This window comes from Bradyrhizobium sp. Leo114 (assembly GCF_055229415.2).
In genome coordinates this window covers 146,380-168,232 of the sequence record NZ_JBUYEN020000006.1, presented here as the reverse complement: position 1 = coordinate 168,232, position 21,853 = coordinate 146,380, and the positions used below count along the sequence as shown (strand labels likewise).

Here is a 21,853-nt window from a genome sequence, read left to right as displayed (position 1 = left end):
TGGGTCAGTTGCAGGGATTGATGGTGAATCCCTTGCGATACTCGGCGAGATGCGCCTCCCGGTCGGCCGGGCTCATTTCTCGCAGCGTCAGCAGCGGGCTCTTCAAGGTGTGGCCGCGGACATCGTCAAGCGTCCACATCTCCTTCTCGTCGAAGCGCAGGTGTGGCTGCGGCACCAGCGTCTTGCCGTCAGTGCGGACGAAGCCGAGGTCCTTGATCGCATCGGCGAGGTCCCAGCCATCGTAGCAGCTTTCCCATTCCCGCCGTCCGCTGAACCGGCCCATCGCGGGCGTCGGTCGTCCCTCGTATTCGCCGGCGAATGCCTGCACGGCAGTCCAGCGATCCAGCTCATGCGCGAAGGTATAGAGCTTGCCGTCAATCTCGTCCGTAACGATGTCCTCACGGATCAGGCAAGGCACCAGGCACGACCAGCAACGATGCGGATAGACGTAGCCAACATCGCTATTGAAGAGGATGTTGGTCTGGCCGGGATGCGACAGCTTCTCGTACCATTTCCAGAATTCGCCGAACTGGGCGTACCAGCCCGGATATTTATGCTCGAACCACTCGAAGTCCTTGTCGGTCTGAGCTTCGATCCGCCAGAAGTTCACCGACCAGCCAACCGCGAAGAATTGCGCGACCCTGTGCACGTAGTGCTTCTCGGTCAGGCGCTTCCAGGCTGTCTGGACGTCGTCATGATGGATCTTGATGCCGTATTTCTCGAGCGGCAGCATATAGGTGCGATAATAGTCCTCGAATATCCAGCGATGCCACATCTCCGCATAGGACTCCTTGGTCTTGTCGCGGTTCGTGGTTCCATACTCGATGAAGGTTCCGATCGCGGCATCGACGATCGCGTGGTTCTGCCAGAAGGCATAGCGCAGGTCCCGCTCGATCAGCAGATGGTTGTCGGGCTCCTTGAGCATGGACATCAGCATCGAATGGCCGTTGCCGATGTGCCGGCTTTCGTCCGACTGCACGGAAAGGAACACGGTCGGAAGCGCGTAGTCGCCGTTGCGAGCGGCTTCGGACGGCATCGCCACGAACAGCGTGTTCGTGAAGGCAGTCTCAGCCACGACGGTCAGATAGATGTTCGCCGAAGTGATTGCGTCACCGGTGATGAAGCCCTCACCAAACTGACGGCCGATCGTGGTGGCGTAGCACTTGCCGAACGCCTCTTCCGTGATATCGAACCCGGCCGGATCGATGTAGTTCTCCATGTACCACTTCTTGAGATTCATCTGGATCGTCGAGTGACGAAACTCGTCGACCATCTGCATCGTGAAGCCGGTGCGGAGATCCTCACCCGGAGCGAGACGGCCGACCATCGCCATCGAGCGCGCCGCCGATATCTCGGGGAACGGGATGATCGCCAGGAACAGCTTCATCCACTCGACCCATCGCGGCTCGACGTTGCGGAACATGTCGCCGCGCAGGGCCGCATCAAGCGCGCCATAGACGCGGTTGTCCTTTTCCTCCTGCATCGGGAAATAGGAGCGAAGGACCTGTTTCATCGGGTCCTTCGGCGCCTTCGTGATCTTGTAGTCCGTGGGGAAGGTCATCGCTTCCTGGACGTAGGAAGGATTCCAGCCGAGATCTGCAATCTTCTTTGCAGCGTCACCGACGGAAATGCCGCGCTGGGCGGTGATCCTGTTGAGCGTTAGCGTTCCAGACATCTAGTCTATCCTCCTGATCGAGTCAGAAACCACATCGATATTCCGCCTGCCCTGCGCCTCGACGGGCCGGGCAGTGCTTACCCGTGCGTTACGGGCCACCTCGCGGCCGTTCTCACGACCGGACGTTTGATATCGGCAAGGGTCTCAGGATGACTGTGGAGCGCTCTGCGGACGATCAGCAGCGATCATGGAACCAGCGGCCTCGATCGCAATTGCGTTGTCCCGCAGAAGATACGCCCTCAGCTCGACATCCCCTTCCCTCGTTCTTTTCGCGGCTCGCCCCAGACGATGGACCAGTCAGCGTTGTTGTGCTCAGGAGCTTTGCAATGGGCGTGCCAGCTCGTCCGAGCGCCTCGCCAGATGATTTCTGATGACGTGAGCATGAGATGAGTGACGGTCGCGCCCGCACGGCTCTCGGCTTGACGACTGATCGAGACGCAAATTGCGACAGGAATTGCAAAATGAGAATCGCTGCAACGCAGAGGCGTCAGTTTGCATCGCAATGTTTGCGCCGCAATAGCGGTCACTCGCTTGGACCAAGTCCGCCATGGCATATGACGGGCGGACGCCAAATCCATCGCGAGCAAACGGATGCCCGCGATGGATTAGAACTCTTTGTCAAGGAATCAAAACTGCGCGTCCATGGATCTTGCCGGCGTTGAGATCGTGCAGTGCCTTGTTGGCGTCCGCGAGGCGATATTCGGCGGTTGCGAGTTCGACCAAACCCCGATCCGCAAGCGCCATCAACTCCGTTAGCTCGGCCCATGTACCGACCAGGTTGCCGATAATGTTTTTCTCGGTGATCACCATATCCACGGTCGGAACGCGGATGTCTTCACCGTAGCCAACAACGTAGTAGCTGCCCATCGGGCGGGTCATCGCCAGCCCCTTGGACGTCGTGCCTTTCTCGCCAACAAAATCGATCACGGCTTCCGCGCCGTTTCCGGCAGTCAATGCCAGAACGGCTGCCACTTCGTTGCCGTCAGCTTTCACCAGATGGTCGGCGCCCGATTTTTCGGCCAGCTTCAGCGACGCTTCGGACTTGTCGACAACGATGATATCGGCCGCACACATCGCCTTGAGACACTGGATTCCGATGTGGCCCAACCCACCTGCACCGATTACGACACAGGATTCGCCCGGCAAAAGGTGACGAGAGGCCTTCTTGACCGCGCGATAGGCCGTGAGGCCCGCATCCGCATAAGGCGCCACATCCTTTGGTGCAAGAGTCCGTGGCAGCGGCACAATATTGCGTTCGGAGGTGCAAAGGAATTCTGCATAGCCGCCGTTGCAATCAAGCCCCGGAAACGTGCCGGGACCATGCATATCGAAGCCTCGGCGACAGGCGAGACAGGTGCCACCGGTGATCTTCGGGTGAACGATGACCGGGTCACCCTTCTTTACTCCCTCGACTTCCTTGCCAACCTCTTCGATCCAACCTGCATTTTCGTGTCCCATGATGATGGGTAGCAGTTTGTCGCCGGTCGGATCCATATGCGGCTTCCATACACCTTCGATGATATGAAGGTCGGTCCTGCATACGCCAGCACCACCGATGCGGACGATGACATCAGTCGATTTAGTCAACTTGGGATCAGGCGCTTTTTCTTCGCTGACCCACTGGTCGTTGGAAAGCTTCTCGTCGTACGCTCTCAATACTTGGGCTCTCATGTTGTCCTCCGTCTGCCCGGCGAGCTTTGCGCTCGCCATCGCGGAGGCGCCTCAGCATTTTTCGTGCCAGCGGAGCTGTACAGCACAAGCGCGCGCATCTAAGCACGTCAGGAACGGCGAGGTCTTTGCCGCTGGCGGCTAGCTGGTAAATAGGAGCTCGTACCCACCGGTCGCTTGTCGGGCCAAGGCTTTCGAGGGTTAGAGGTCTTTTTCGGCGAGTTTGCGAAACTCGTCGGGCACGGAACGAGAAATGCCAAGCGCTGCCGGGCCGTATCCGATCGCATCCCATCCGAAGCGATCGCGGATCTTGTCGACGGCGCAATCAGCCGCCCAACGGGCCATGCCTATCCTGGTGCCGGGGCGGCGCGCTTCATCTTGAAGTTCAAGCGGGAGTTCGAGCTCGAGATCCCAGTGCTCCTCAAGATGCGACGCGGAGATCGCCAATAGCGAGATGGTCTTCTGGTCCGGATGATCTGCAAGAATCGCTCGCACCAGTTCCTCGGCGATCTCAGCAAGAATCATGGTCGCGGAGATCGGCGCATCGAGCGTTACCGAGCGCGTCACCGAGCTCAGGTCGGCGAAGCGAACGCGGACCGTCACGGTTCGACCGGGCCTGGACTTCGCCCGGAGTCGCGTAGCGATGCGGTCCGCGAGGTGAAGCAGCGTGGGTCGAATAACCCGCTCTTCGGCCGGCTTCCTGCCAATCGCTGACTGCGCCCCTGCCGATCCGGCCCGGCAGTGAGACTTGATCTCCCGCGGATCGCGATTCCATGCCAGCGCCGCGAGTTTCTCGCCTGCAGCGGGACCGAGCAAGCGCTCGAGCGACCAACCCGGTGTCTTTGCCAGATGCCCGATGGTCAGCACGCCGATTTCGGCGAGCTGCGCCTTCGTGACGGGACCCACTCCCCACATCAGCTCGACGGGCAGGCGGTGAAGGAACTCCAGTTCGGTGTCGGGATCCACGACCACGAGCCCATCTGGCTTCGCCACTTGCGAGGCAATTTTCGCCAGATGCTTGGTGCGCGCCACACCGACCGAGATCCCAAGACCGATCTCCATCCGCACGCGTTGGCGGATTGTCTTTGCAATTTCGGCGGGCGTACCGAAGAGATGGGTGCAGCCGGCAACGTCGGCAAACGCCTCGTCGATGGAAATACGCTCCACCAGTGGCGTGAAATCGCCGATCACCTTGATGGCAGCATCACCCAGCCGTTGGTAGTCCTTGAAATGGCCGCCGACAAAAGTGAGTTGCGGACATAGCCGGCGTGCGTGCCGTCCCGGCATACCACCTCGAACCCCGAACGCCTTGGCTTCGTATGAGGCAGCAAGCACAACCCCGCCACCGACAGCGATAGGTCTGCCGCGCAGCGAAGGATCGAGCAGTTGCTCGACCGAGGCGTAAAAGGCATCAAGGTCTGCATGAAGGATGGTGGCCGCCGTTGCCATCCAGAGCGTTCACCGGTGAAATTTGACCGAAATTCATTGAGAACATAATGCGAACATGTTGGAACGCGTGTCAAGCCCCGTTTCACAAAGGCTGAGAAGCTATTGGCTGCTCAAGCCTGGGCCTGGTTGAGCGACCGTTCTCTCTTCAGCTCACGGGAACGCGATTGAGCGAAAGGCTCCTGTTGCACGGCCGTCATCAGGTCTCCGTACAGCATACCGATATCGAGACGAGACCATCATCCCCAGTGACGAGCGGACGGTACCTGATAAGGGCAGAGGTTGACATGCACCCTGCCGATAGTTGATCTTTTTGCTCGCGGAATTCAGCGGATCGAGATTGGACAGACCTAACAACCAAGGCTAGCAAACGACTACCCCGGTCACGGAAAGGGGAATCAGGCGCGGACATGCCGATCTCTGACAAGGAAATTCAAAGTACGTCCGACGCACCAAGGGACGGAGAGAAAAACACCCGCACCGCGACGCGCGCTCCTTCCATCATTGTCGGCATCGTTGCAGCTGCCGTCGTCGCGCTCTCTGTCTTCTATCTCTTGCGACCGGAACCACTGCTCGTCCAGGGCGAGGTCGATGCAACGCGGCTGGATATAGCCGCGCGTGTCGACGGGCGGGTCAAGGAAATTCCCGTCGAACGTGGCCAGAACGTTCCGGCTGGCGCTGTGCTCGTGCGGATCGACAATCCCGAAACTCTGGCCAAACACGAGCAAATGAAGGCAGCAAAGACTGTCGCCGAGGCTCAACTTGCCAACGTCCTCGTCGGAACACGGGTGGAAACCATTGCCGCACGGAAAGCGGCAATGGAGCGGGCGCAGGCTGCCCAGGTGCTTGCCCAGAAGACCTTTGACCGTACCTACACATTGACCCAGCAAGGCAATGCGCCGCAAGCCCGTCTCGACCAAGTGACCGACACGCTGCACGAAAGCGAGCGCGCAGTCGATCAGGCCAAATCGTCCTACGACCAGGCTGTCAATGGCTACACAAAGGAGGAGCGGGCGATCTCCAGGGCCAACGTCGAAAAGGCCACTGCCGATATCCAGAGCGTTCAATCGATCATCGATCAACTCGTGGTCTATGCCCCCGTCGCCTCGCAGATCTATCAGCGCAATATTGAGCCTGGCGAATACGTATCGCCGGGCGTGCCGCTGGTTACCTTGATCGATCTGGGCGACGTCTGGATTCACTTCGATCTTCGCGAGGATCTCGTCAAGGGCTTGAAGGTCGGCGATCGATTTGATGTCCGCATTCCGGCTCTCGATGACCGCCGCGTCACCGTCGAGGTCAAGCTTATTGCAACCAAGGGCGAATATGCGAGCTGGCGGGCCACGCGTGCTTCGGGCGATTTCGATTTGCGGACGTTTTCGATTCGTGCCTACCCGGTCCAGCCGGTGCCCGAGCTGCGACCGGGTATGAGTGCCTATCTCGACTGGCGGTCGCGGCAATGAGGCTGGCGTCAAGACCGGGATTTCTGCTGGTCGCACAGCGCGAGTGCCAATGGCTGTTTCACGATCGTGTGGCGCTACTTTTGATCTTTGGCGTGCCTCTCTTCGCGTTCGTGGTTCTCACAACGGTCTTCAGCCATCCGGTCATCCGGGGGCTCGGGGTGACGGTCGTCGACGAGGACAAGTCGGACGCTTCGCGTGCCCTGGTGGAATACGTCGCGGCATCTCCGAGCCTGAAAATCGTCGACCGCTCCGGTACGCTGTCCACGGCCGTGAAGGATATACGGTCCGGAAAGGCGATCTCGGCAATCTATATCCCACCGGATTTCGAGCGCGACCTGCAGGCTCAACGCCGTCCGCAGGTGGTTGGATTCTACAACCAGCAGTTCCTGACGGCGGCCGGCATTGCCTCCTCGGGGCTGAGCGATGCGCTTTCCGCCGCAGCCGCCGTGGCAGCCCCCGCGAAGCACGCAGCGCCCACACCAGCCTCGATCGGAACGATGGCCGGGGAAACCATCGCGCTTGTCAATCCGCAAAAGAACTATGCCCAGTTCCTGCTCCGTGCGCTGCTGCCGACGATCATCCATGTAGTGATCACGCTCGCGGCAGGCTATTCCGTCGGCTCCGAATTCCGCCGGCGCGACGCGCGGGCCTGGCTCGAAAGTGCCGGAGGCGATCCGGTCGTTGCGCTAGCCGGCAAGCTCGCGCCCCTCTTCGGCATCTTCCTCCTCATCATGCTTGCCGAGCCGCTCTTCCTGGAGGGCGTGCTGCAAGTCCCCTTCAGGGGAGACCTGCCGTTGATGGTGGCCGCCGGCTCGCTCCTGATTGTAGCCTACCTCTCGCTCGGTGCCCTGCTGCAGCTCCTGGTCGGCGATCTGGCGACGGGGCTGGGACTTGCGGGCCTCGTTGCCTCTCCTGCATTCGGCTACGCCGGCGTCGGCTTCCCCGCGATCGGCATGAATGCGTTTGCGCAAGTCTGGAGCGCGATACTGCCGCTGCGCTGGTACATGGCCGTGTTGTTGGGCCAAGCGGCACGCGGGTTGCCGGTGTCGGACTCCGCCATTCCGTTCGCGGCGCTCGCCGGCCTGACGATGCTCTATGCTGGCCTCGCCTTGCTGCGTATGGCGAGCCTCAAGCGCAGGGGCTGGTTTGAGACGGCGCGACCAGTCGAGCAATCAGAGATCGGCCGCGCGCCCCGCGGCGTCGGCGGCGCCTTCATAGCGGAGTGGCGGCGCGTGCTCGGCGCGCGGAGCGCCTTCACCCTCCTGTTCCTGGCTCCCTTGGTCTACGGCATTTATTATCCGCAACCCTATCTGAATCAGATCCTGCGCAAGCTTCCCATCGCGGTCGTCGACAACGATCTGAGCGATCTCAGCCGCCAGATCGTCGAGACGCTGGATGCGAGCGGAGCATTGAGCGTTGCGGTCCGCACCCGTACACTCGCCGAGGCACGCACCGCAATCGATCGTGGGAAGGCCTTTGCCGCCGTCGAAATCCCCCCAAACACTGAGCGCGACGTGCTCAAGGGCATCACCGCTCACATTCCGATCTACGCGGATGCCACCTATTTGTTCATATTCAGATCGACCGCCAGCGGGGTCGCCACCGCAATCGGGACATTGACGTCCGAGCTTGTTTCGCGAGGCGCACGCTCGGATGGAAGCCTTGTCAAGGCGAAGCTGGCGAGTTCGAGCCCGGCCGACATTCTGCTGCAGCCGATCTTCAACCCCGTGGGCGGCTATGCAAGCTACATCGTCCCAGCGGCGTTTGTGCTGATCCTGCAGCAAACCCTTCTGATCGGTGCGGCGATGTTGACCCGTACTGCGCTGGCAACCGGCGGCGGAGCGTTCGCCGGCGTGCTCGGCCGCGGCATCGCCCATCTGACGATTTACCTTCCAGCGCTCGCACTTTATCTCATCGTGCTGCCGCGCATCTATGGCTTTTCAACGCTCGGGCATCTTCCACAACTGCTCGCGCTTGCTGCCGTCTTCCTGCTTGCGACGAGCTTCATGGGGCAGGCCGTCGGCGCCTGGTTCACGCGGCCCGAAAATGCAACCATCCTGCTCCTTGCAACCAGCCTGCCCCAATTCTTCACCGCCGGCTTCGCATGGCCGCGCGAGGCGATCCCCGATGTGGCCATCGCCCTGGGCCGACTGTTCCCGGCCGACTTCGCGATTGACGGCCTCGTGCGCATCAACCAGCTCGGCGCCAGCATTTGGGAGGTCGCACACGATTGGCTTGGACTGTGGTGCTTGGCGCTCGCCTATTTCGTGCTCGCCGTGATCTCAGCGCTTGCCGTCAAGAGAGGGCAGACACGTGCGCAAAGCTAGGCGTGTCGCCATCGCCGCGATCGCACTCGCGCTCGTCGCGGGCGTTGTGATCTATTCCGTCCGTGGTTCCGGATCGCCGTCCGCAATCGTTGGCGTCGTGCGGGCGACCGAGGTCAGGGTGGAGCCGGAAGTAAACGGCCAACTCGTTTCGATTGCGGTCAAGAAGGGCGCGCAGGTACATGCCGGCGATGTCCTCGCGACGCTCTCGGCGGTGGAGTTGACCGCACAGGTGGACCAGGCGCGCGCCGCGCTCGCCTCAACAACCGCGAACCGCAACAACGTCTATGCCGGCGTCAGGCGTGAGCAGGTCGACTCTCTGAAAGCTGCAATCGCCAAGGCAAAGGCCCGCCTTGACTATGTGCAGGCCCAGCTCACAAGAACCACCACGCTGGCGCGTCAGAGCTTTGAGTCCCAGCAGGCGCTTGACCAGGCCGAAAACGACGCCGCGAGCGCACGTGCCGATGTGGCGGAGGCCCAGGCGAACTACGATGCGGCCGTGGCGGGTCCGACCCAGGAGGAACGCGCGATCGCCGATGCAGAGGTGCAGGCCGCAGCGGCTGCGGTCGCGGTGCTCGAGCGTCGCCTCGACAAGATGGTCTTGCGTGCTCCCGCCGACGGTGTGGTCAGCGTCATCGCCGCAGAAGTCGGCGAGAACGTTCGCGCGGGTCAACCGATCCTGATGGTCGAAGCGGCGGGCAAGCAGTGGCTTTCATTCAATGTGCGCGAAGACCATCTGAGCGGTCTCGCGGTCGGAGAAACAGTCGGCGTGGTGCGGAACGGCGACGACGGCGCGATCAAGAGCGCCATCACCGAACTGCGGCCGCTCGGCGTCTTTGCGACCTGGCAGGCCGAGCGCGTGATTGGCGATCACGACCGCAATACGCTACGCTTGCGCCTCGACCCACAGGGAGAGGCGGCCAGCCTCGAGCCAGGTATGACTGTTTGGATCAAGCAGTGACCACAACGCACTGCCTTCCCGTCCCGTAGCGGTCACCACCAACGACACGACATTCCCAGGCAGATCGCTCCATGCCAATTATGGAGAGTTTGGCGCGACGACCTGGCGGGTGAGCGCATCGCGCTCCAACGCCGTCAACTGCTTGGTGTCCTCCGCGGAAAATGTGCCGTTGCCAAGAACGCGGACCATGTTGTTCGGGTCATAATTGTTGCTTTGTCTGCCACGGTTCCGCTGTTGTTCGCTATTGGGGCGATCTTCCTCACTTCCTCCACCGAAGCCGAGGAACTCGACGATGATGATGGAGGGTTGCTCGCCGGCGCGCGCCTGCGGCACGGTGGCTTGCTGGGCTGCGGCGCCCGCCGTGTTCGAGGCTTCGGTCAGGCCGCCGATGTTGGGTGCCTGGACCTGCGGCACGCCGACGACGCCGCCTTGCGCCTGGATGTTGGCGGCGTTGACGATATGCAAGGCTGCGATGTTGACGAAGCTCGATGCGCGGATCCCCGCCTCGCCTGCATCGACGGTGCCGAGCGGCGCGACCAGATCGACCGTCCCGGGCGGCACCTCCGCGATCTGTCTCAGCGTCGCGATGCCGGCGCCGCTGGACGGCACGACCGGTGACACGGTGACATTGCCGTATCTGTCGTAGGCGCGTTTGGGCGGCGTGTAGATCACCGTGGTTTTGGCGCCGCGGCCGGCGTTGATGTCGCCTTCCGCCGACCAGACGATGATATTGCCGCCGAACGTGGTCATGATGCGCGACAGGCCAAGCAGCACGCTGCCCTTCGAATAGATCTGGATGTCGCCTGCCCCTTGCGTGATGAGGCCGGCATCGGCGCCCGGCGACAGCCCCTCGGTCCCGAGCGTGACCTCCCCGTTCGGCACCAGGAACTGGATGTCGCCGCCGAAATCGGTGTGCACATAACCGCTTTGAACGGTCGTCTTACCCGCGCCGGCCGCGACCGCCGCCGAGAACATCGTGATATCCCCACCATAGGCGGCATCGTTCGGCAACAACGTTGCAATCGCCTGGCGCCCGCGCAAATAAGAGCCGGCACGTGGGCCGCCATCTTCGTTGTATTCGCGCCCGCCTGCGGTCAGTTCGGCGTAATAGACCTGCCGCAGGAAGATGCGCTGCTGCGCTGCCGACAAGGTGAAGAAGTAACCGAGCGCATCGGCCTCGGCCCCGCTATAGCCGAAGCGTACCTTCAGCCAATCGTAGAGCTCGGCCTCATAGGTCTTGGCGACTTTGCCGCGCTGGTCGGCGAGTTTCCCCTCGCCCACGAGATTTTTTGGATCGAGATAGAGCTTCGCAAAGCCGGTCCAGTCGACTTGCCCAACACCAATCTCGCCCGCACCCACGCCGGCCTGCATGACGACACCGGCGCCGGGCCGGTTGTCGCCCGCGAGCAACGGCCCGATGCTTTCGACCGTCGCGATCGACCCTTGATAGATGTCCTTGGCGGCTGTGATTTCGAGCGTGCCGGGGCCGGCAATCGCCAAGCCTCCGCGCCACCCGTTGGTGGACGAGGGAGCGCCCGCATAGATGATGTTGCCGCCGGCCGCGATGGTGGACACGTCGTTCTGATCGGTGTGCAGGATCAGACCCATCGTATTGACGATATCTCCGCCTGCGAGCATCCGCAGCGGCCTTGCAGCCTGATAATAGGTGTTTGCAACGATGCTCTGATCGGGGGCGGTCCAGCTCTGGTCGACGATCCGGCCATATCTGATGCCCGTGATGTCGCCATTCACCGCATAGATGTGTGACGGCTTGCGTTGAGACGGATCGCCTTGGTCCAGCGGGGCTTTATCCTTCACCGTGCTTGAATCGAAGGCGAAGGGGTGCCCACCACTCGTGTAGGAATAGACGACAATTCCTCCACCGACTTGGTCAGCCGCATTCGCGTAATCGCCGAAATAGTTAGAGGCCGTGATGTTAAGCCCATCATTCAGGATCACCCAGGCCGGCTTGAACGGCGTCGCCAACGCCGTTGTCGGAGTCACCAAGGGACCCATCTCCTTACCGTCGCCGAAGATCGATCCTTGCGCCAGCACCTCAAGTTCGCCACTCGGTGACGGCAACATCAGCCCTCCGCCCGGGTTATAGATATTGCCGTTCGCGGCGATCGCCCGCACGATAGGGGGCAGGTATCGGGAATAGGTTGCGCCGCTGCCCGGCTGGAGCGAGCCCCCCGCGGCAAACATGTTCACGGCGGTTTGCCCCGTCCAGAGCGTGAACCAGCTCGCGCCGTCACCGTTCGTTTGACCGTTATTCGCGTCCGTCCAGGCCGTGAGGCCGACGCGGCCCGGATCGAGGATGGTTCCCACGGCCAGATCGCCGCGCGCGCGAAGATTGATCACGCTGTCGCCCGGCGCGAAATCTCCGCCATAGAGCGTGGTCATCGAATAAGGCGTCAGCGGATTGATCGGCCGCGGGTCCGTCCCGCTATCGTTACGAATGTTTGTCGCGGTGAGACTACCGAAATCTCCTGTCGCGACATCCATGGTCCCGCGCAGACTGACGAATTGATTGCCACCGGTGCCGATATCGCCCGCTTTCACCGACAGCGTGCCGCCGCCCGTCTGGACCAGGCTGCCATCGCCCATCACTCGGCCGCTGCCACCGACGGCGATGACCACGCCGCGACCTATGTCGCCGCCGAGCGTGCCGCCCGCTTGCAGCGTGACATTGCCGCCACCGAGCGTACCGAGGCCGGAGAAAGCGGACAGATTCAAAGCAGCGGCGTTATTGGTGTTGATCTGATCAAACGTATAGCTGCCGAAATTGATGCCCCATGCCGTGCGCTGGCCGATCTCCGAACCACCCTGGCGCCACAGCCAGCTTCCAACCTCGTCCGCGCGCGGCGTCAGCGTGCCCTTCACGTCACCTTGCGCGGCTAGCAGGAAATCCCCGCCATGCTCGGTGTAATACATCCGCTGCGAGCCAAGCGTCGCTTCATACGCGGCGTTTGTTGAGCCCAGCACCGTGCCATCGGACAATGTGCCCCGGCTGGCGTTGTAAGGATCGTTGGCCGCGGTCCCGGTCTCCTTGATCGCAGTGCCGGCGGTATAGACCCCGAACGGTGATTTTTGCTCGTAATTGCCGCCGGCGAGAAGCTCGAGATCCCCGGTGCCGGTGCGCACCACGCTGACGCCAGAGGTCGACGTGCTCCCAACGAGCGTGACCTGGAAGGGATCGTTCAACACCACATTGCCTGAACCAGCGAGACTGTCTGCCGTCTTCAGCCCCCGACTGTCGGCGCTTGCAAGATCAGCACCGCCCACAAGCCGCATCGACCAGGATTGCGTCCCCGGTGCGAGCATGGGTGCGATCGCCCACACCTTGCGATCGCCCGGCCCGGTCACCTTCACGTTCGTCATGCCGGCCGGCAGCACCGTGCCCTTGGGAAGCGGCGTATCGGCATCGAACGTGTAACCCCCGAACAGGGTAAGGCTGGACCCCGCCGGCAACGTCACAGGCTGAAGCACCAGATTGATGGCTGAGTTGATGAAGACCTGCCCGGTAAAATAGAGGCCTTTCTCGAACACGGTGCCGATCGGAAATACTGTGTTGACCAGAAGCGTATCACCCGGGTTGTAGGTCTTTTCCGGCGTGATGATGCGCCCGCCATTCAGCTTCCTGGTCTGAACATTGGGCCCTTTTATAGTGAAGGGCTCCGACAAGGTCATCGCGACGGGAAGTGGATTTGCGGCGTTCGGGCTCTGCACGATCCTTCCGTCGACGAGATTCAGTTCCAGGTTGATTGTGCCGTTGCTCGGAATGGTCGATCCGTTGCCGATTATGACGTCATCCATTGTGACCGTGTAATTTGATCCAAGCATGGTACCTGCCGGGATCAGCACCGTCAGCGCGTCGGGCGATTTCGGCGGCGGTGCGAAGCCGTCGTTGATGCTTCCGTTGATCTTGAAATCGCCGGCGGCACGGACGACGAGCACGCCCGGTTCGCCGGAGCCTGGCGCGGCCGGATCGACCTTTGGTCCATAGCGATAACCGGAGAAATCGAGATCGCCGTTGGTCGAGAGATCTCCATCTGACGTGATGGCAACGCCCGGCCGCAGATGGAAGGCGGAGCCATAGGCCGCAAGCCCGGCAAGGCGATTATGCAAGTCGCCATTCTGGAGTGCCGCGTTGATGAATGCCTCACTGTCGGCATGCAGACCATCGAGGTAGGCCTGATCGATGACGCTACCGCCCGGAAGTTGATAGGTGCGGAAGCCGTTCATCGCGATGCTGCTGGTTCCGCGGATATCGAGCGGGCCGCGCGCGTCGACGGCGATGTCATTGGCGCCGATACCGTCGTCATTGGTGTCACCGCGCCGCGGCGCATTGAGCTCCAGCTTACCGCGCGCTACGCTGTCCGGCGAGGACATATCGATGGTTGCGCCTGGCCTTAGCGTCATGCTGCCTTGCTTGCTCGTGACCTCGACATGCGCGGTGTTGTTGGCCTCGATCGGCGCACCATAGCTGTCGGTCTGCAGCACGGAGTGATGCACATCGAGCACGGCGTTCCGCGTCAAGGTCAGATCGTCACGCGCCGACAGGCGGATGGTGCCGGGCTTCGTCCCGCTCGCATCGATCCTGCCGTCGACCGTGAGGCTGCCTTGATCGACGGAGACCGTCACATAGCGCGCCTTGATGCCGTTGCCGATGACAAGACTGCCCTGACGCAAATCGAAGCTACGCGCGCTGAAGAAGCCGGCGTCATTGAGCTTCGCGTTCAATGCGGCGAAATCGCCAAAATCCTGCGCCGCCACCGTGAACTGGCCGCTCTCGAAATCACCCGTCGACGCCCCCCTGATCGTGCCGCCGAACGAGACGTGCCCATGTGCAGTGTCGATGGCCTTGGTCGTGATCGAGCCCGCGGCGTTGTTCACCGCCGAAACATCGATCACCGAGCCGGCGCCCTGGATGATATCGCCGCTCGTGCCATTCAGAACGAGATCGCCGCCCCAGCTATATTTCGTGACATCGAAGAAGGAAATAGCACGGCCTGACAGGTCGATCACCGCGTTTCCGCCGAGCACGACGTCATGCGCGGCGTTGAACGTCAGTTTGCCGGAGGGCAAGGCAAAAGCGGTATCGACAAAGACGCTGTCGCCGCCAAAGGAAACCGTCCCGCCGAGATCTGTCACGCCGCGTGTGTCCGCGGGCGCGGCCCCAGCCGGCGCGACCAGACGCAGAGCGCCGCCCGCGGTGACATCGAGCTTCGCGCCATTGCTCGCCGTGATCAGCGGGGCCGCGATGGTGAGATTCCCGCCCTGCAAGGCGCCCTGACTGTCCTGGCTCAAGCCCACTTTGAACGTGCCATCGCTGTTCGCGGTGACGCGCCTCAACGCCGTCAGCGTGACATCCGAGAAGCCGAGCGCGAGACGATTCAGCGTTGCGCCATCGGTCGGCTTGCTCTGCGAAGCGTCGTAGCCGAACAGAACCTCGTTCGCCGTGATGGCGAGATGCCCCAATCCCGTGCCGGGACCGCCGGGCATGACGCTGGCCGGCGCTTGGCTGCCATACGGAGCGGCGGTGCCGGTGCGGATGCCGTTCCAGATCAGCACATCGGCCTTGATGCTCGCCGTGTCGCTCGCGGAGCCAAGACCGTAGATAGCCGGCGTGTTGAGAACGAGCTTGAGCGGATCCTGCGCTCCCTCCTGCCGCGTGGTGTCGAGCGCGACGTTGCCGATCAGATTGAACGCGCCGTTTGCCGTGAGAATGAGTTGTTCGAGCGGGGGAACCCCGGCGGTCGTCGACGGCCGCAGGAGCTTGTCGAGCACGCTCTGGGCGAGATTCCAACCCGAAGGAAGCTGGCCCGCGGCCTGCGCCGCAGCAAGCGCGGCCTCCGTGCCGACATTGACCTGCTCCTGCGTGACGTTGAGATAACGTGCGCCGAAATTGACGTCACCCATGGTGAGCCCGCCCGGCCCGGCCAGCACCACACTGCCGTCAGTGAGCAGCGATGCACCGCTCGCGATGTCGATCTTGCCGGGGCCAACGGCGTTCAGGAATTGGAACCATCCATTGGCGACCGCGAGCACGGCCGGACTGAAATTGGGATCCGCGTACAGATACGGGCTTATGTTGGCATAGACATAACCGAGCGTGGAATCGACGGCGTTGCTGCGCAATCCGCGCGTATCGATGGTCGCGCCGCCCGCCATGTTGACGGCCTTGCCGACCAGGAAGACCTGGCCCGCGCGGATGATGGCGCCATCGAGCAGGTTGACGGCCGCAGTCGTGCCTCCGTCGAAATAAACGTTGGCGCCGGCCCCGGGGTTGTCTTCCTCGAAGTACAGGCTCGTGCCGCCCAGCAAGAGCGTCGATGCCTTGAAGGCGTTGATGTCGTCGCTCGAGATGGACGTATGCCCGGCTATGGGCACGGCCCCTGGCGCCGTGATGTCGAGCACGGCAGGCCCCAACGAGGTGGCCGACGGCATGACGATCAGCGTCCCGTCGATACCGCCCTTGGCGCCATCGAACAGCGCGGTGCCGGCGAAGGACAGCGACTTCGTATTATCCGACTGCGGCAGGAGACTGATCTCAAGCACCTTGCCGTCCTCTGGCAGACGATGCCGGAGACCGCCGAACTGGGCCGCCCGCGCGCGCTCGAAATCGGCATAGCTCGTCTCGTTATATTGCGAGTAGCGGCGCGTGCTCTGGCCGGAGCTGAAGATCACCCTGGTCGGCAACGCGTCCTTAACTCCAGTGTTGGCGACGCCGAGATAGCCCGATGTGATGACGGAGGCATTGCCGATGGTCACGGGCGCAAACGTGGTGGTTCCCGTCGAGCCAAGCTCGATGCGATAGCCGCCGGGCAGCAGCGCATAGCTGGAGGGCAGCAGCGTATAGGTGCCCGCCGGCAGTCCCGGCACGCCAGAGGGAAGAGTGATCTGCTGACCGATCGCCGGATCGCCGGCGCCGTTGGTCGCGATCGCCGGCGCATATTCAGCGGCGTAACCGGGCACGATCGCATAGACCTTGTTGCCGGCGGCGCTGTAGCTGTTGACCGGATTGGCATTGACGAGCGCTGTCTTCAACACATCGACCGAACCGCCTCGGCCGGAGATGAAGCCCGCGCCGGTGAGCGTGCCGCCGCCGCTGAGATCGAGCACGGCTCCAACCTCACCCACGACCGACGCGGCATCGATCGAAATACCGCTCGCGATCTTGTAGCCGTGATGGTCATCGTAAGATGCGCCCGCCAGATTGCGCAGTGTGCCGTCCGCGCCTTGATAGGTGATCCCGTCCGAGGTGCCGCCAAAAGGCATGATCAAGCCGGCTGCGCTTGCGGAGGTGATGCTACCGCTGCGGAACGTGATACGTGCGTCAGGCGGCACGTCATTGGCCGCGGTATCATCATAATTGTTGAACCAGATATGGCCCAACGGTGCGCGAAGAACGCCGCCCTGGTCGATATTGGCGGCGAAAAAGGCGACACCGCCGAACACCGAAGGCGGGACCGCCGGTGTCTGATCGTCATTGCGGCGGATGGTAAGACGGGTATCTGGGGCATAGCCGCCATTGTCCAATCCGGCCCGCTGGCCAGCCCTGATAATGGCGACCGCGCCGCTCAGAGGATAAATCTGGTCTGCGATCAGCGTGAGATTATAGGCATTGAGGCCGCCAACCTGTTCGTTTTGGTCAGCACGGATTGTGGCATCGCCGACCCGAAGATCACCGCGGCTTTGCAACGTCACCTGGTCAAAACCATAGGCGACGGCATCTCGGATCAGTCCTGAGCCATAACCTTGCTTGGCCGCCGCGCCGAAATGAATATCCCCGTAGAGATCGATGAGATCGGCGGAGATGGTAAAATGACTGTCCTTCGCGATCAATTGAGGAGCAGCAAGAAGGAAGCCGCTCGGCACATTGATGCCGGGATAATAGCCTCTGGCATTGTCACCCGCTGCGGGCTTTGTCCCACTGTAGTTGAACCCATCCAGGCGGACGTAAGGCGCCGCAAGGCGAATGCTGGCATTGGATTGATCGGAGGGCGCCGTTATCACACCGCCTGACAAGCGGATGCTGCGCGAAAGCTGAAGATCGATATTGCCGCCAAAAACAAAGAGATCGCGAGTCGAGAGCGATAGCGATCCAAACCCACCCTGCTCTATCTGGTCGACACCGATCACGGTGCGCCCGAATTGCAATGTCGGATCGTCCTCACCCGGCTTGAGATCGGCGCTGAGGCCACTGCGACCCGCATACTGCACGAGGGTGATATCGCGCGATCTCTGGAAGTCTTCCGTCAGTTCGCCGATAGCATAGGGCGCGTTCGCGCTGGGTTGCCCCAACGTATAACCTCGTTCAGCCATCGTCAGATTCAGCGTTCCGCCGGAGGCGCCGCTGCCGCCGCTAGCTGCTCGCAAGGTACCGTCGAGCGTGATGCCGAAGGCGGAATAGAGCGAGATCGTCCCGCCATTGCTGGCGGCAGGCGTCGAGACATAGCCGTTGCCGGTGGAGACATCGACCAGCGCGGAGGTGCCCGATGCATCGATCAAGGCGCCGGGACGAAGGATCACAAACGCATCACTGACGACGGGCACGCCCACGTTGTCGACCGCGCCCGTGCCGCCGATGCGGATCGTGCCGCCGTCCGGTACAGCCGTGTAAGCAATCCCGCGCTCATCGCGTCCCACCGCGCCGCGTGCGGAGACATCCAGCACCGCCTCGCTGCCGATCCAGATCGAGCGGGTCAGGGCGAATTCGCCATAGCCGGAATTGTACCTGGTGTCGCCGGGCGCGTCCTGCAGGCTCGTGATCAGGATATTGCCGGCGGGCGCCGTGATCGCGCCGTCGATGACGGTCTGGCGATTGGCGAAAACCGACACGGAGCGCCCGGCATCGACATTGATGGAGGCGCCTTTCGCCAGCGTGAAATCATGCAGGCTCGAGAGCGTCACATCGGCGCCGACCCGCTGCGTGACGCTATGCGCGACGGGATTGATGATGAAGCTCGGCGGCGTCCACAGCTCCGCGGCATCCGCGACAGGGCTTCCCGTCGCCGCGTCATAGCTCTTGTCCGTGAAGCGATAGACCGGCACCTCGACGTCAAGGCGCGTTCCCTCGCCGATCTCCATGCCAGTGTTGCTGGAGATCTTGTACGCGGAGAAGCCGGACCGGAACAGCTCGGGGTCGAGCACCAGCGCATCGGCCACGGCCTTGCCGATCGCGATCGCCTGGCCCGCATCCAATGTCAGCGTGCCGCTGCCGCCAAAACCATACGCGCGGATAACGCCCTCAAGGATGAGCGGATTGGTGAAGAACTGCGTCGAGGCCAGATGCGCATAATCATTGGCGACGAGGCTGACATTGCCGCCCTTGCCGCCTTTGGTTTTGCCATCCACCAGGATCGCGCCGCCTGACGACACGTCAATGAGCGAACCCTTCGAAAGCGTGATGCCGCCTGTGGTCGAGACGGTGAAATTTCCGCCATCAAGATGCGCGAGACGTGATGAATCGGTTTGCGTGTCGCGGAATTCGTTGGTCCACAATCCGCTGAGATCAATGGCAACCCTTTCGCCGATCGTGACCTGCGAATTGCCGTTCGCGTCGTTGAGCGCCCACCATTTCGCGTTCTGCCCCTGGCCGAGCACGGCATGCATGAGATTGGTCAGCGTAATACTGCCGCCATGAGCCGTGACGTTTGCGCCGATATCGACATGCGGCGCCGCGAAGGTCACCTCTGCGCCGGGCGCAAGCTCAAGCGGCGCCTCGACGACGATTTCCTTGCTGCTCGCAAAATTGAGACCGCCCAGCCTGGCGGCGTTGATCGCGTCCACATCAAACAACGCGGTGCCGATGCGGCTGTCGGGCAACGCCGATGTGTCGTTCAGCGCCTCAGTGACATCAGACACACGGCCAATGACGACGCGTGCGGCGGACGCATCGGTGAGGCCGATCCCCGAGTAGCTGCCGAGCGCGAGCCTGCCCTGGAGCGGCGCGACATCCTGGGGCAGCTTGTAGCCGTCGGCGGTGCCAGAAGGCCGGTTCCCGGTCTGGCGCTCACCCTTCACGATGTCGGCGAGGATGGTGGCTTCGAAGATCGACGTCGGCGTCGACAGGATAAGGGAGCCGGCGTCGCGGCCGACGGTGTAGCCATCCTCCCAGCGGGTCGAGACACTGCCCTTGCCGAACGGGGACGCCCAGATCTCGGTCAGCTTATCGTAAACCTTGCCCTCGACATAGTGCTTGCGCACATAGCCGCCGCCGAGCGCCGTGAACTGCATATCCGCGCGCGCATTGTTGATATTGTAGGTTCGGCCATCCGCCCCGAGGAAGTTGGTGGTCCTGATATAGCCGCCCTCGTAGCTGACCGAGCCGCCGGAGACGTCGAACACTGCCCCCTTCTGCGCGACCACCTCCGGCGCCGCCAGCGTGATGGTGCCGCCGAGCGCGGTCCATTCCCCGATGCGATGGGCGGTATTGGCGAGATAGCCCGAGACCTCGAGCAGACCGCCCGGCGTATAATAGCGGTCGGTCGCATAGCCGCCTGTGCCAGCCGGCACCAGCACCAGATTGCGCGCGTCGATCCAGACATCTGCGTTCTTCAGATAATCCTGATCGCGATTGACCGGTGAATCGCGCAGCTCATTGCCTTGCACGTTGACCATGATGTTGTTGGCCGACATCGGCAGCAGCACGCCGCGCACGCCCGAGACATCGATCACCGTGCCATTCTCGGCAAAAACGCGGCGACCGGCGCTGACGGCCACCTGGCCACCTTGCGCCTGCGTGATAGAGCCATCCTTGAAGACCACGTTGCCGCCACTGACGATCTCGACGCGGCCTTGGTCGAGCCGATCGGCGAGCAGCGAGAGATTGTTGAACTGGGCGTTGGCGGTCGGAACGTGGGTGAAGGCGTTGGAATCGGCGATCAACTGGTTGCGCTGGCTGTCGAGCGCGGTCTCGGCGCTGCCGAGCTCGGGCAGGATGGCGGTCAGGCTGCCGCTGCCGAGCGTGACGCTGCCGGCGGCGTCGGAGGCGGCGTTCAGGAGGTGGATGGTGCCGCGGGTGTTGACCGAGGTAGTGGCAACCAGCACGCCGTCCTGGCCGATGCTGCGACCCGCGAATGTGATGTCGCCTTGCTGCGCGAAGATCAGGCCGGAATTGCCAACGACCGCAAGCGCATCGCGGACGATCGGCGAAATCTCGTTGCCGCGCGTGGTCGAGGCCTGGTTGGCGTCGGTGCCGTAGCCTGGCCGCAGCAGGAAATCGTTGCCGGCCGCAAGCTGCACCTGACCGCGCGGCGCGCTGATCGCGCCGGCGTTGCTGACCTCGGTGCCCATCAATAGGACGAAGCCGCCGCCCTGCTTCGCCGACGACGGCGCGCGGGTCGAGATCAGCGCGCCGGCCTCGACCTTCACGGCCCCACCAGCATCGGTGAAGCTGGGCACGTATTGGCCACTTTCCTGCCGCGAGTAGATGCCGCTATTGAGGAACTGGGTATCGGTGATATTGGCGGTCGAGGCGATCAGCGACCCGACATTGATCTGGCTCGCACCGCCGAAGATGATGCCGTTCTGGTTGATCACATAGACCGCCCCGTCGGCCTTGATGTTGCCGAGGATCTGGCTCGGCGATGTGCTGCCGACCACGCGGTTGAGCGCCACCCAATTGGCATTGCCCTGCTGGTCGAAGGTGAGCGTGGTGCGCGCGCCGACGTTGAACGAATTCCAATTGAGGATCGCCTGCGCCCGGGTCTGCTGGATGCCGACCTGGGTCTGGCCGCTGGCATCGACGGCCTGCGTCGGCGCATTGGCGCCCTGCCATCCAGCCGCCGCCTGCAGGCCGCCCGGCGCCAGCCCATTCGGCACAGCGACCTGCGGCAGCGTCGCGGAGCGCTGCGCGGCCTGCGCCGCGCTGCGCGCCGCGTCCTGCACCGCCTGCATCGCCTGGATGGCGCGCGTGGCCCGCGCCAGCGCATCCTGGCTTTGCTTGGCGACCGTCGCCGCGTCCTGCGCCGCCGACTGCGATGCAGCCATCGCCGCCGCCGATGGTGTCGGTGCCTGTCCGCCTAATGGACGTGCCACCACTGCAGTATTGGCCAGGAACAGCGCCACCACGCTGACGCCGGTTCGCAGCGCCGCGTGACGGGCATGGCGGCGCATGGCACCGTTAGCGGTCGAGGGTGAACGGGCGGACATCGGGCGGCTCCTTCAGACGACGGTACGCCCCTGACGCTGCAGCCGGAAGTCGCCGCCGCCTCGGGGGTCAAGAGAGGTCTCACCGCTAAGACCGAATCCCGAGTGGCCGTTGACTACGCTTTCGGAAGATTTTTTTGAGAAATTTTTTACCCGTCCC

The 21,853-nt window shown here is 62.6% G+C and carries 7 protein-coding genes; 3 read left to right on the top strand and 4 right to left on the bottom strand.

Translation table 11 applies throughout. The annotated features are described in order from the left end of the window. Positions 1 to 4: 4 nt before the first annotated feature. The 3 genes from ACZIRK_RS09645 to dinB form a co-directional block, all read right to left on the bottom strand. Complete coding sequence (locus ACZIRK_RS09645; RefSeq protein ID WP_463327258.1) at positions 5 to 1,675, bottom strand: aromatic/alkene/methane monooxygenase hydroxylase/oxygenase subunit alpha; 1,671 nt, start codon at positions 1,673 to 1,675, stop codon at positions 5 to 7. Between the two features lie 618 nt (positions 1,676 to 2,293). Continuing rightward, positions 2,294 to 3,346 (bottom strand): NAD(P)-dependent alcohol dehydrogenase, encoded by a 1,053-nt coding sequence (locus ACZIRK_RS09640; protein WP_456641320.1) that lies wholly within the window; start codon positions 3,344 to 3,346, stop codon positions 2,294 to 2,296. 198 nt (positions 3,347 to 3,544) lie between these two features. Further along, positions 3,545 to 4,792 carry a DNA polymerase IV gene (gene dinB, locus ACZIRK_RS09635; protein WP_463327257.1) on the bottom strand — a complete coding sequence of 416 codons (1,248 nt, stop codon included), beginning with the start codon at positions 4,790 to 4,792 and terminating at the stop codon, positions 3,545 to 3,547. 407 nt (positions 4,793 to 5,199) lie between these two features. Here dinB and ACZIRK_RS09630 point away from each other — a divergent pair, with 407 nt between their 5' ends. Genes ACZIRK_RS09630 through ACZIRK_RS09620 form a run of 3 tightly spaced genes read left to right on the top strand, consistent with a single transcriptional unit; the run spans position 5,200 to position 9,537 of the window. Then, the gene (locus tag ACZIRK_RS09630) at positions 5,200 to 6,252 is read left to right on the top strand and encodes an HlyD family secretion protein (RefSeq protein WP_130229208.1); all 1,053 of its coding nucleotides are present in this window, start codon (positions 5,200 to 5,202) and stop codon (positions 6,250 to 6,252) included. Further along, a complete protein-coding gene (locus ACZIRK_RS09625; RefSeq protein ID WP_463327256.1) occupies positions 6,249 to 8,579 on the top strand; it encodes an ABC transporter permease in 2,331 nt (776 codons plus the stop codon). Before ACZIRK_RS09630 ends, ACZIRK_RS09625 begins: the two co-directional genes overlap by 4 nt. Beyond that, entirely contained in the window at positions 8,566 to 9,537 is a 972-nt protein-coding gene (locus tag ACZIRK_RS09620; protein WP_463327255.1) for an HlyD family secretion protein, read from the top strand. Before ACZIRK_RS09625 ends, ACZIRK_RS09620 begins: the two co-directional genes overlap by 14 nt. Before the next feature lie 78 nt (positions 9,538 to 9,615). Here the strand turns inward: ACZIRK_RS09620 and ACZIRK_RS09615 are convergent, their stop codons facing one another. Then, positions 9,616 to 21,696 (bottom strand): filamentous haemagglutinin family protein, encoded by a 12,081-nt coding sequence (locus ACZIRK_RS09615; RefSeq protein WP_463327254.1) that lies wholly within the window; start codon positions 21,694 to 21,696, stop codon positions 9,616 to 9,618. Between the last annotated feature and the right edge of the window lie 157 nt (positions 21,697 to 21,853).